The sequence below is a fragment of the Tenacibaculum sp. SG-28 genome, assembly GCF_002954385.1.
In the GTDB taxonomy this organism is placed as follows: Bacteria; Bacteroidota; Bacteroidia; order Flavobacteriales; family Flavobacteriaceae; genus Polaribacter.
Window position 1 is genome coordinate 888,319 of sequence record NZ_MQVY01000001.1, and the last position, 12,677, is coordinate 900,995.

14 protein-coding genes are annotated in these 12,677 nt (G+C 33.6%); 8 read left to right on the top strand and 6 right to left on the bottom strand.

From position 1 onward, the window contains the following. Positions 1 to 6 precede the first annotated feature (6 nt). Positions 7 to 960: a PhoH family protein gene (locus BSU00_RS03860; protein ID WP_105003190.1), complete on the bottom strand. Its 954-nt coding sequence runs from the start codon at positions 958 to 960 to the stop codon at positions 7 to 9. A gap of 118 nt (positions 961 to 1,078) precedes the next feature. Between BSU00_RS03860 and BSU00_RS03865 the strand changes: the two genes are divergently transcribed. The 5 genes from BSU00_RS03865 to gldG are packed head-to-tail and all read left to right on the top strand — an operon-like array spanning position 1,079 to position 5,131. Then, positions 1,079 to 1,942, top strand: coding sequence for an S-adenosyl-l-methionine hydroxide adenosyltransferase family protein (locus BSU00_RS03865; RefSeq protein WP_105003191.1), 864 nt, complete (start codon positions 1,079 to 1,081; stop codon positions 1,940 to 1,942). Positions 1,943 to 1,947: 5 nt separating this feature from the next. Next, positions 1,948 to 2,244: a putative quinol monooxygenase gene (locus tag BSU00_RS03870; RefSeq protein WP_105003192.1), complete on the top strand. Its 297-nt coding sequence runs from the start codon at positions 1,948 to 1,950 to the stop codon at positions 2,242 to 2,244. Further along, entirely contained in the window at positions 2,244 to 2,771 is a 528-nt protein-coding gene (locus tag BSU00_RS03875) for a GNAT family N-acetyltransferase (protein WP_105003193.1), read from the top strand. Before BSU00_RS03870 ends, BSU00_RS03875 begins: the two co-directional genes overlap by 1 nt. A gap of 7 nt (positions 2,772 to 2,778) precedes the next feature. After that, positions 2,779 to 3,498: a gliding motility-associated ABC transporter permease subunit GldF gene (gene gldF, locus BSU00_RS03880; protein ID WP_105003194.1), complete on the top strand. Its 720-nt coding sequence runs from the start codon at positions 2,779 to 2,781 to the stop codon at positions 3,496 to 3,498. After that, complete coding sequence (gldG, locus tag BSU00_RS03885; RefSeq protein WP_105003195.1) at positions 3,491 to 5,131, top strand: gliding motility-associated ABC transporter substrate-binding protein GldG; 1,641 nt, start codon at positions 3,491 to 3,493, stop codon at positions 5,129 to 5,131. The genes gldF and gldG overlap by 8 nt, the downstream gene beginning before the upstream one ends. Here gldG and BSU00_RS03890 read toward each other — a convergent pair. Beyond that, entirely contained in the window at positions 5,128 to 5,793 is a 666-nt protein-coding gene (locus BSU00_RS03890; RefSeq protein WP_105003196.1) for an MIP family channel protein, read from the bottom strand. The two genes, gldG and BSU00_RS03890, sit on opposite strands and share 4 nt — an antisense overlap. 188 nt (positions 5,794 to 5,981) lie before the next feature. Here BSU00_RS03890 and BSU00_RS03895 point away from each other — a divergent pair, with 188 nt between their 5' ends. After that, positions 5,982 to 6,731 (top strand): DUF2911 domain-containing protein, encoded by a 750-nt coding sequence (locus BSU00_RS03895; protein ID WP_105003197.1) that lies wholly within the window; start codon positions 5,982 to 5,984, stop codon positions 6,729 to 6,731. A 59-nt stretch (positions 6,732 to 6,790) separates the two neighbouring features. Here the strand turns inward: BSU00_RS03895 and BSU00_RS03900 are convergent, their stop codons facing one another. The 4 genes from BSU00_RS03900 to BSU00_RS03915 all read right to left on the bottom strand — a co-directional run bounded on the left by BSU00_RS03900 (position 6,791) and on the right by BSU00_RS03915 (position 10,416). Continuing rightward, the gene (locus BSU00_RS03900; protein WP_105003198.1) at positions 6,791 to 7,246 is read right to left on the bottom strand and encodes a GNAT family N-acetyltransferase; all 456 of its coding nucleotides are present in this window, start codon (positions 7,244 to 7,246) and stop codon (positions 6,791 to 6,793) included. A gap of 110 nt (positions 7,247 to 7,356) precedes the next feature. Continuing rightward, positions 7,357 to 9,087, bottom strand: a complete 1,731-nt coding sequence (locus BSU00_RS03905) for a sodium:solute symporter (RefSeq protein WP_105003199.1) — start codon at positions 9,085 to 9,087, stop codon at positions 7,357 to 7,359. A gap of 120 nt (positions 9,088 to 9,207) precedes the next feature. Further along, positions 9,208 to 9,891, bottom strand: coding sequence for a DUF6503 family protein (locus BSU00_RS03910; RefSeq protein WP_146104783.1), 684 nt, complete (start codon positions 9,889 to 9,891; stop codon positions 9,208 to 9,210). 174 nt (positions 9,892 to 10,065) lie between these two features. Next, complete coding sequence (locus BSU00_RS03915; protein WP_105003201.1) at positions 10,066 to 10,416, bottom strand: 4Fe-4S dicluster domain-containing protein; 351 nt, start codon at positions 10,414 to 10,416, stop codon at positions 10,066 to 10,068. Between the two features lie 70 nt (positions 10,417 to 10,486). Between BSU00_RS03915 and BSU00_RS03920 the strand changes: the two genes are divergently transcribed. Next, the gene (locus BSU00_RS03920; RefSeq protein WP_105003202.1) at positions 10,487 to 11,548 is read left to right on the top strand and encodes an acyl-CoA reductase; all 1,062 of its coding nucleotides are present in this window, start codon (positions 10,487 to 10,489) and stop codon (positions 11,546 to 11,548) included. A gap of 45 nt (positions 11,549 to 11,593) precedes the next feature. After that, on the top strand, positions 11,594 to 12,658 hold the full coding sequence (serC, locus tag BSU00_RS03925; RefSeq protein WP_105003203.1) for a 3-phosphoserine/phosphohydroxythreonine transaminase: 1,065 nt from the start codon (positions 11,594 to 11,596) through the stop codon (positions 12,656 to 12,658). Positions 12,659 to 12,677 lie beyond the last annotated feature (19 nt).

The window sequence follows — 12,677 nt, forward strand, 5'->3', positions numbered from 1 at the left end:
TATAGATCAGTCGGTCTCAATACTTTTGTAAGCTTTAATAATTTTCTTAACCAAACTGTGCCTAATAACATCTTTATCATCTAAATAAACGTATCCTATACCTTCAATATCTTTAAGTGCCAATAAGGATTCTTTTAATCCTGAAACTTGTTTTCGAGGAAGATCTATTTGTCCTGGATCACCAGTTATGATGAATTTAGCATGCCGTCCCATTCGAGTTAAGAACATTTTCATTTGTGCGTGCGTGGTATTTTGAGCCTCGTCTAAAATAACAAAGGCATTGTCTAAGGTTCTTCCTCGCATAAAGGCCAACGGTGCTATTTGAATGGTTCCGTTTTCTAGATAAGACTGCAGTTTTTCATAAGGAATCATGTCTCGAAGGGCATCGTATAAAGGTTGCATATACGGATCTAGTTTTTCCTTTAAATCTCCTGGTAAAAACCCTAAATTTTCTCCAGATTCTACGGCAGGTCGTGTTAATACAATTCTTCGAACTTCCTTTTCTTTCAATGCTTTAACGGCTAAAGCTACTGCTGTATATGTTTTTCCTGTACCAGCAGGACCTACGGCGTATAACATATCATTTTTTTGCATTAACGAAACCATTTTACGTTGGTTTTCTGTTTGTGCTTTTATAAGTTTTCCGTTAACACCATGCACAAGAACTCCTTCATTTTGCTTTCCTCTTCGCAGTTCCTCCTCTTTGCCTGTAGAAGTTAAAATACGCTCAATACTATTTTCATCTAACTTGTTGTACTTGTTGAAATACTTTATGAGCATTTCTACTCGCTTTTCAAATTCGTCAAGAATATCGGCTTCTCCGTATATTTTAAGCGTATTTCCTCTGGCTACAATTTTTATTTTGGGAAAATATGTTTTTAGTTGGGTTATGGTACTATTTTGGGCACCAAAAAAATCGTTTGGATTAATTTCTGTCAATTCAATAATACGTTCGTTCAAATGCTGTGTGTTTTAATTATTCCTTATAAAAATAATGATTATTTTTAATGAAATGTTTAGTTTTGCTTACATTTTAGATACAATTTTTCAACAATATAATTAACACCTTTCTAAATTAATGCCGCTCATTACCTTAACTACTGATTTTGGAACGAAAGACCACTTTGTAGGTGCAGTGAAAGGAGCAATTTATTCAGAATTATCGGAGGTTACTATAGTAGATATTACACACAATATTTCTCCATTTAACATTACAGAAACTGCGTATATTCTTAAAAATTCGTATCGAAGTTTCCCGGAAAACACAATTCACATCATTGGAGTTGATTCAGAATTAAGCCCAGAAAACAAGCATATCGCTATTGCACTCGATAAGCAATATTTTATCTGTCCTGACAATGGTATTATTTCAATGATTGCTTCCGAGATTAAGCCTTCAAAAATTGTCGAGATTAATATTCATGAGCACATCAATTCAAGTTTTCCTGTATTGGATATTTTTGTAAAAGTTGCTTCACACATTGCACGAGGTGGCAATTTAAATATCATTGGTAAGGAAATTAGCGATTTCAAAAAATTAGTAGAAATTCAACCAAAAGTAAACCAAGATCAAAGCATTATTAAAGGAGGCGTTATTTATATCGATAATTACGGTAATGTTATTACGAATATCAATGAGAAATTGTTCCATGCTATAGGAAAAGGAAGAAACTTTACGATTACTGCAAAAAGAAATCAATTCGATAAGGTTTACAAAAAATACAATGAAATTATTGATTTTTCGGTTAGCACAGAAAAAAGGCAATATGATGGGGATAAGTTGGCGCTATTTAATGCCGCTGGTTTCTTAGAGATTGCCATATACAGAAGTAATTTAGATACGGTTGGAGGAGCGTCAACTCTATTGGCTTTAAATTACAGAGATACTATTACTATTGAATTTGAAGAAATAGTAAAACCTGAATTTATAACTATACCTTAAGTAATATGTTTATTCGCATTGTAAAACTCAGTTTTCAACCCGATAAGATCGACACGTTTGTACAAAATTTTAATAGCAAAAAACGAGACATTCGAAATTCACCTGGATGTCGTTTGTTAGAATTATATCAAGACAGAAATAATCCAGAAGTTTTTTTCACATACAGTTATTGGGAAACAGAAAATGATTTGGAAAATTACAGAAGTTCAGAACTTTTCAAAACCGTATGGGCAGAAACAAAAGTAATGTTTAATGACAAACCACAAGCTTGGAGTGTAGACAAGCTTGCAGCAATGCCTTAATGAACTTAAAATTTCAAAATCTTCCTAACCTAAGAACAAATAGAGTGCTTTTAAGAGCCATATCAAATCGGGATACGGATGCAGTCTTTGCGTTAAGAACAGATAGAGAGGTAAATCAATACCTAGATAGAAAAATACCGACGACACACGAACAGATAAGAACTTTCATCGCCAAAACTAAGGCTTTAGTAGCCTCAAAAAAAGCTATTTATTGGGTATTGGAAACAGAGGATGAGATGATAGGATCTATTGGATTAAGAAATTACAAACCAGAAGATCTTTCTGCTGAAATAGGGTATGAACTTCTTCCGACATATATGGGTATCGGTATTATGAGCGAGGTTTTACAAGAGATACTCAGCTATGCCTTTGAAGAACTTAGTTTACAAGCCATAATAGCTTTAACCCATAAAAATAATCAGAAATCTATACAATTACTTCGTAAATTTGGTTTTCGGATTCAAGTAAAAGTAAATACTAAAACCTGTTTCAATTCGTATATATTAAACAAACCTAAACCACAGTAAAATATTTATGTTTTCTATTTTTAAAAAAGAATGTAACACTTTTTTTTCGTCTTCAATTGCATATCTTGTAATTGGTGTCTTTCTTCTCGTAAACGGTTTGTATTTATGGGTTTTCGATAACGATTTAAACCTTTTAAATGCAGGTTTTGCCGATTTAAATAATTATTTTTTCTTAGCACCTTGGTTATTTAGCTTTTTAATTTCTGCTATTACGATGCGAAGTTTTGCCGATGAATACAAAAATGGAACCATGGAAATTTTACGAACAAAACCAATTACTAATTGGGAGATTGTGTTAGGTAAGTTTTTTGCGACTGTCGTTCTTGTTGTTATTGCGTTACTACCCACTTTGGTCTATATTTACAGTATATATATTCTAGGAGCTCCAGTTGGAAATATAGATATCGGAAGTACTCTTGGATCTTATCTTGGCTTATTTTTTCTAATTGCTAGTTTTTCTGCAATTGGCCTATTTGCTTCTACACTCTCTACCAATCAAATTGTAGCATTCATAATTGGGAATTTACTAATCTTTACAGTATTTATCGGTTTAGAAACAATTGGAAAAACCATCGGTAAGAAGGGGTATTTTTTACAAAACCTCGGCGCTTTTTATCATTACGATAGTTTCCATAAAGGGGTATTAGATACTAGAGATCTTTTGTATTTCGTATCCCTAACCTACGTATTTTTATTTCTAACCAAACAAAAATTGAAAAATGACTAAAAACATACAGCAGTTAATTTTGGTCTTGCTAATTCTATTAGTTGTAAACGTTACCGGAAGTAAATATTACAAGAGATTTGATCTTACCAAAGACAAACGTTACACTTTATCAAGTATTAGTAACACCATTCTCGACAACCTGGAAAACACCATTTTTATAAACGTATATTTAGAAGGAGATTTTCCAGCAGAGTTCAAACGATTACAAATCGAAACCCAACAATTTTTAAGAGAATTAAAAGCGAAAAACGCCTCTATATACTATCGTTTCATAAATCCAGACGATCTTCGAGAAACTTTAATTCGAAAAGGAATGTTTCCCAGTAGACTAACCGTAGAAGAAGATGGTAAACTTTCGGAAGCTATAATATTTCCATGGGCAGAAATTCAGTATGGTAAAAAAAGAGAATTGGTTTCCTTATTACCAGATACTGTCTTAAAAACGCAAGAAGAACAACTTCAAAATGCTATTGAAAAACTGGAGTATTCCTTTATAAATGGCATACATGCCATTACTAAAAATAGCAAGAAAAAAATAGCCGTTCTCTCTGGAAATGGAGAGTTAGAGGATATTTACCTATACAGCTTTTTATCTAAAATTAAAAGTAAGTATAACCTGGCAAAATTTACCTTAGACAGTGTAGCTAATAATCCTCAAAAAACATTAGCTGACCTAAAAAAATACGACCTTACGGTTATTGCAAAGCCACAAACTCGCTTTAGCGAGGAAGAAAAATACGTCTTAGATCAATATATCATTAACGGAGGAAACAGTCTTTGGATGATCGATAATAACTATGCAGATATCGATAGTCTATACAATGAAGGGGTCATGATGGCTGCGCCAAGAGATTTAAACCTGACCGATTTGCTATTTAGTTATCAAATTAGAATCAACAATAAATTAGTGCAAGATTTATATAGTGCAAAAATTCCATTAGCAACGGGAAATATCGGGAACCAAACGCAATTTCAATATTTAAATTGGTTTTTTAACCCATTGGTGAACGGTAATCCGAATCATCCGATTACTAGCAATATAGCACCAGTAAAGCTTGAGTTTACGACACAAATAGACATCTTAAAAGGAGACTTACAAAAAACTCCATTGCTAGTATCTTCAGAATTGACTAAAAAAATTGGCACACCTAGCATCATAGAATTACAAAGCATAGCCAAAGCCCCTAAAGAAGAAGTATTTACTAATGGTCCGCAATTATTTGCTGTACTTTTAGAAGGGAGCTTTAGCTCTGCATACGAAAACAGGACAAAACCATTTGCTATCACACAACAAACCCCCAATAAACCAGCAAAAATGATCATTATTGCGGATGGAGATATCGCAAAAAATCAGCTACTAAAAGGGGAACCCTATGATTTATCTAAAGACAAATGGACGGGTGCTACCTATGGCAACAAAGAATTTCTAGAAAATGCCGTAGATTATTTACTCGACGATGAAGGTATTATTGAACTGCGAAATAAATCGATTCAAATAAATTTACTAGACAAGCAAAAGGCTTTCGAAGATAAAAAGTTTTGGCAACTCGTAAATGTTATCTTGCCCCTTTTAGCATTAGTAGGTTTCGGTATGTCTTTTACTTATTATAGAAAAAAGAAATACAGTGCTTAGCACTGTGCATCGCAACATTGCTCTTCTTTTACCAATTTACAAGATATTACTGCCAGTATTGCCCCAATAATTGGTGCTGTGAGATACAACCACAAATGCTCATAATGCCCGGAGAAAACTGCTGGTGCAATTGACCTAGCAGGATTCATGGAGGCTTTAGTTACAGGGCCTGCAAACATTGCTTCTAAAAGCACCACTCCACCAATTGCAATTCCGGCCATCACTCCAACTTCTTTACTTCCTGTTGAGACATTAATGATCGTTAGCATTAGAAAAAATGTTAACAGTAATTCTACTATAAAAGCTCTCCAGGGAACTATAGAAGGTATAGTTGCTCCGTAAAATTCGCTAGTCGGAAACAGAATAAACAACATCAAACTAGCAAACATTGCTCCGGTAATTTGTGCAATTATATAGGCAGGCACTTCTTTCCATGGAAACTTTTTTGCGTAAGCAAAGGCAATTGTTACTGCTGGATTAAAGTGCGCTCCGGATATTTCTCCAAAAGCATAAATCATAGCCATTACAATTAAACCCCAGGTGATTGCAACACCGGTATGATTTAAATCTACACCACCAGTGATTTCGTTTACTGTCATTGCTCCGGTACCACAAAAAATTAGTGTGAAAGTCCCTATTGCCTCCGAAATGTATTTTTTCATACGAGCAAATATACTGCATACTATTTTAAGATTTTGTTAACAATAAGTGTATTTTTTAGCTGTAATTTTAGCGTACAATTATTAAACAATTTTCACATGAAAAAATATTTTTAAGTTTACTTGGTATAGCGTTTAGTTTACAAGCAAACGCACAAATTGAAACACCTGCAGCTAGTCCTTTATCTAAAATGGAGCAAAAAGTTGGTTTAACCGATGTTACCGTGACGTATTCTAGGCCGGGAATGAAAGGAAGAAAAATTTTTGGAGATTTAGTTCCCTTTGGGAAACTTTGGAGAACAGGAGCAAACGAAAACACCAAAGTAACTTTTAGTGATGATGTGATCATTGCTGGTAAAACACTAAAAAAAGGAACCTATGCTATTTTTTCAAAACCTAATGCAGGATCATGGGATATAATGTTTTACAATGACGCAAGTAATTGGGGAACTCCAAGAAATTGGAACGATGCAAACGTTGCCTTAACTACTACTGTAAAAACACAAACCTTACCAGCAAATGTAGAAACATTTACCATATCATTTGGAGATTTAACTAGTAATTCCGCAGTTTTAGGAATTATGTGGGAAAAAACATATGTTGGTATCAAATTTAACACACCAACAGACAAGGCTGTAGAGGAGAGTATCGCCAGAACCATGAACGGACCATCGGCTAACGATTACTATGCATCAGCAGTATACTACCTAACAGAAGATAAAGATATAAACAAAGCTAAAGAATGGATCAATAAAGCTGTAGATATGACAAAAGACCAACCTCGTTTTTGGTACTTACGTCAGCAGTCTTTAATTCTTGCAAAAGCAGGAGACAAAAAAGGTGCCATTGCTGCAGCGAAAGCATCACTTTCTGGTGCTGAAAAAAGAGGAAATGCAGATTATGTTAAAATGAACAAAGAATTTTTGGCTAAAATGCAATAAATTATTGTTACCGAACAAAAAACTCCTAGTTCTAGCTAGGAGTTTTTTATGGAACATACTTAAATTGTAGTTCTCATTTTAATTAAGTGTTTTTGAAATCCAACTTTTTCATAGGCTTTTATCGCTTGAGAATTTTCGGTATATACATCTAATCTAACCTCATTTATACCCCTAGAGCGTATCCAATCGAATAAACTATCCATTATACGTTTATTTATGCCTTTACCTCGTTTTTCAGGAATCACATACATGAATCCTACATATGCTAGAACCGAAAATTTGAAATATACCTTTGGTTGGTGAATACTGGCATAGCCTGAAGCAATGAGTTTTTTGTTTTCTGTAGCCACTAAAATACATACATCAGTAGCGAGAATCATATTTTTAATATTATAGTAGACGATATCTTCATCTTTTAAAGTAGCGTCGAAGGGTCTTTCCGCCTTTATTAAAGCTTGTTCAAACTCTAATAAAACGGGTAAATCATTTAAAGTGGCTTCTCTAATCTGTATCAACTAACGACTCTTTTTTGGTATTAAAAAAACCTAATACTACAAATGTAACTATAAGGTATAACACATAAAATACATCGAGAGAACTTCCATTGAACAAATCGTACACGATTTTAAAAAATTCCCAGAGAAATAAAAAGCAATGTAATTTTATTTTTAACATCTAACTGCTTAAAAGTGAATAGCAAAGCTAAATACAGTACTGAAATACAGCCGATAAAGTTTAACCATAAATAACTAATAACAGGTTTTAAACCTTGTTGTTCGAGGTTGTAAATTCCAAAGTAAAAGATGAAAAAAATCAAAACCTGAGTTATCAAAGCACTTGTAAAAACAGTGTTCCCTTTTATTTTTTTAAAGAAAAATGCCAATAAAAATATTCCTAGTACATTTCCATAAAAAATAGAACCAATAATATTCACCAGTTGAATCAAATTATCAAATAAATTAGCAATACAGGCAACAGCAATTGCAAGAATTCCCCATGCCAAAGTGAAAAATTTTGACACGTTAACATAATACGCATCACTATGGGAGCTTGCGACGTTTCTTTTGTATAAATCTATGGTTGTGGTTGAGGCTAATGCATTCAATTCAGAAGCTGTAGAAGACATTGCCGCAGAGAGTATAACTGCAAGTAAAAGCCCCACTAATCCTTTAGGTAAATAGTTTAATATAAATTGTATAAATACGTAATCTTTATCATTAGTTTCGACAGAATTATCTGCTTTTGAAATTAAAACTTTAGCCTCTTTTTTTAATACTTTATCTCGTTCATTTAGTTCTTGCAAAAGTTCTGTATTGCTGGAATTTAATCCCTGAAAAAGGATGGCCTTTTTTTGCGACTCAATATCCTTGTGTTGTGTTTCTAAGGCTTTATAATCAGAAGCATATTTAGAGTTCAGAACAACTTCTTGTGCCTTTGGGTTGAAGTTTAGGGGTGCACTATTAAATTGGTAAAAAACAAAAACCATCACACCTACTAATAAGATGAAAAATTGCATTGGAACTTTAAGTAATCCGTTAAATATTAGTCCTAATTGACTCTCTTTGGCAGATTTCCCAGATAAATATCGTTGCACCTGACTTTGATCGGTACCGAAATAGGATAACATTAAAAATGTCCCTCCTAAAATCCCAGTCCAAACAGTATAGCGATTATCTAGATCTAAGGAAAAATCTAAAACATTCATTTTATCACTGGCACCTGCAATTTCGAGAGCTTTGGTAAACGTAATATCATCGGGAAGATATTGCAGTATAAGATAAAATGCAATAAACATTCCTGAAAATATAACTCCCATTTGTTGTTTTTGTGTTACACTTACCGCTTTAGTTCCTCCAGATACCGTATACACGATTACCAAAAGTCCTATAACCACATTTAAAGTTATCAAATCCCAACCTAAAACGGCGGACAAAATAATAGCAGGAGCAAAAATCGTAATACCTGCGGCTAGTCCTCGCTGTATAAGAAATAAAATAGCAGTTAAAGTTCTGGTTTTTTTATCAAATCTAGTCTCTAAATATTCATAAGCTGTATAGACATTAAGTTTGTGGTATATAGGAATAAAAACCATACAAATTACCACCATAGCAATTGGAAGTCCAAAATAAAATTGAACAAATCCCATACCGCTGTGAAATGCTTGTCCGGGAGTAGATAAAAAGGTAATAGCGCTTGCTTGGGTAGCCATTACAGATAAACCAATGGTCCACCAATTTGTCTCATTACCTCCTTTAATAAAATCTTTTACATTCTTACTTCCACGTGTTTTCCATGCCCCATAAAAAACTATAAACAGCAGGGTTATGGAAAGTATAATCCAGTCTATTGTATGCATTTAATTGCTAAATTTATTCATTAATAAATAAAATAGAACGATATATACTACGTTCGCTAAGAGTACCATTGTGTACTCACGTTTCCATTTTGTTTTATTGGACGTCATATTGTTTAATTTTTACTCTTCATAAAAGATATCCGACAATGAATTTTCTTGTAACGAGATTGTAGAAAAAAGAACTGGATTACCTTTTGCGCTTACAGGGTTACCTAAGCTATCTTTGGTGAACCAAGAGATGCTTTTGGGTAACAAAATCCCCTTTTCTTCTTGCCATGTATCGTATTTTATCAAGTTAAAATTATTAGATACTTTCTTTGAAAAATAAGTTACGGAATAACCTAGCCATTCCATTTGTTTAGTTTCTGGGTGAAAATATAAAAAATAATTATCATCTGGTGAAGCCCCGACATCTTGATTGTACGAAATTTTAATGCCCGGAAATGAAATTCCATTGTATTCTAAAGGTTTTGCTTCCGTATATGTGATACCCTCATCTGCCAAAACAAAAGGCATAGCAAAAAAATAAAAATATAAATTATAATAAAAGTTGGGATCTGACGTAAAGGAAGAAGCACTCTTTTGTTGAAACCAAACCTTCTTCCCATTAAAACCAATAGTGAAATCTTTAGAGGTAATGCGAGTTTTTCGAGAATGCAAATCTACCACGTGCTTTTCGTCATCTACAGAAAAACGAACCGTAGAAAATGTATGCCATAGATGCATACCTCCGTGGGTATTGATGACTTTACTTAAATCCTTAGAAATACTAGGTCTAGTATGTTTTTTTGTTGTAGGAAGCAAACCATTATCAGAATTTTTACAGGATAACCAAAAAAATATAATGAGAAGTACGAATAGCCATTTTGGTACCATAACGATGCATTAGAGTTTCTACATTGGACGAAATATAAAAACATACTTACAAAAAAATCCTGAGTGTTGCTCAGGATTACTCTAATAAAATTATTTAATTTTTTATTCGTGGTGTAAAAATCGTTGTTTGGCCAACAGTGCTTCTTCCGTTTCCACATTATTTTCATCGGGAACACAGCAATCTACCGGACATACTGCGGCGCATTGCGGTTCTTCATGAAATCCCTTACACTCGGTACATTTATCGGCAACAATAAAGTATATTTCATCAGAAATTGGTTCATTCTCCTCTTCTGCATTAATGCTTTTTCCATCTGGTAATACTACATTACCCTCTAAATCAGTACCATCTGCGTATTTCCAATCTTCAGCTCCTTCATAAATAGCAGTGTTAGGACATTCGGGCTCACAAGCACCGCAGTTTATGCATTCGTCTGTTATAATTATTGCCATGATAAATATCTTTCTGTTTCGTAACTTTGCAATGCAAAAATAGTTCCAATTTAATTTAGAACCAATATAAATGGATAGTATACAAAGAAGTACGAACGCTTTTATTCAACTGGGAAAATTCTTAAGCCAATTTAGTACAGATGGCATACAAAAAGATAATTCCATACCCTTTAATGACCTATTTTTTGATGGTTTTAAACACCAAATTAAAATAGCAGAAGAATCTAACTCTTGGTTCACCAAAAATAACATTTTGTTCGCACTACAAAATTGGTCGCAAGCACTAACGGAACAAAATATAAATCAATGGATCCAAGGTGCAAATATTGGAAAAAACAAACGTAAAAAAATAGCGATAATCATGGCAGGTAATATTCCATTGGTAGGCTTCCATGATTTTATATCTGTACTAATGGCAGGGCATGCAGTAGTGGTAAAACAATCTTCAAATGACAAGCATTTATTACCTTTTCTAGCCAAATATTTAGAATATGTATTACCAGAATGGAAAGGACAAATAACATTCACTGAAAACACTTTGCAAAACTACGATGCCGTTATTGCTACAGGAAGTAACAATACCGCTAGATATTTTGACTATTATTTTAAAGACAAACCTAATATAATTCGAAAAAATAGAAATTCTGTAGCAGTATTAAGTGGTAAAGAATCGGCAGAGGATCTCGAGCAGTTAGGAAACGATATTTTCACCTATTTTGGTTTAGGATGTAGGTCTGTGTCTAAGTTGTTTGTTCCGAAAGAATACAATTTTGATTCCTTTTTTAAAGGGATGTATTCGAAACGCGATATAATAAACAACGCTAAATATGCCAATAATTACGACTATAACAAAGCGGTTTATTTAATGAGTGAATTCGATATATTAGAAAATGGTTTTCTTATGATAAAGGAGGATCAAAGCTATGCCTCCCCTATTGCAACTGTATTTTATGAATATTATGAAAACGATGAAGCACTAAAAGAAAAATTAAAAAAAGATCAAGAAAAAATTCAATGTTTGGTAGCGAAAAACTTTTCTACCCAACAAATTTCATTTGGAAAAACGCAAGCACCCAATTTGTGGGATTATGCAGATGGAATTAACACCCTAGATTTTCTGGGAAATCTGTAAGGTATTTTTAGTATAATTCGCATCTTTGTAATTAAATTATAACGAATGAAAAAACATAATTTTAGTGCTGGTCCTTGCATACTCCCTGAAGAAGTTTTTCAAAAGGCAGCTGCAGCGGTGCGCAACTTTAACAATGACAATTTATCGATTCTTGAAATTTCACATCGAAGCAAACCTTTTGTTGCAGTCATTGAAAAAGCAAGAAAATTAGTGTTAGAATTACTTGACTTAAAGGATCAAGGGTATCAAGTTTTATTTTTACAGGGCGGTGCGAGTTCCCAATTTTTACTCACTGCCTATAACCTGCTGCAAAAAAAAGCAGCGTATTTAAATACTGGTACATGGAGTACCAAAGCGATACAAGAGGCAAGGCTTTTTGGAGAATTAATTGAGGTTGCTTCTTCAAAAGATAAAAACTTTACTTACATTCCAAAAAATTATTCCATTCCTAAAGATTCAGATTATTTTCACTGCACTAGTAATAACACCATATACGGGACTCAAATGAAGGTTTTTCCCGAAATTGAAATCCCACTAGTATGCGACATGAGCTCCGATATTTTTTCAAGAAAATTAGATTTTTCTAAGTTTGATTTGATCTATGCAGGTGCGCAAAAAAATATGGGACCTGCGGGTACAACTCTCGTAGTAGTTAAAGAAGATATTTTGGGGAAAGTAACCAGAGAAATTCCTTCTATGCTCAAGTATCAATTACATATCGAAAAAGAAAGCATGTTCAACACCCCACCAGTTTTTGCAGTGTATGTTTCGATGTTAACTTTGGAATGGTTACAGGATTTGGGAGGAATTACCTTCATAGAGAAGGTAAACCAACAAAAAGCTTCTCTGTTATACGGAGAAATCGATAGAAATCCTCTTTTTAAAGGATTGGTTACTAGTGAAGACAGAAGTATTATGAACGCTACCTTTTGTTTAAACGATAAAAGGTTAAACGATAGATTTGATGCCTTGTGGAAAGAAGCAGACATTAACGGCCTCGCAGGACATCGCAGTGTAGGTGGATATAGAGCAAGTATGTACAATGCACTTCCTCTGTACAGTGTTCAAGCACTAGTGGATGTAATGCAAGAACTAGAGAGAAAGGCTTGATTAGTGCCTTGTATGGTAT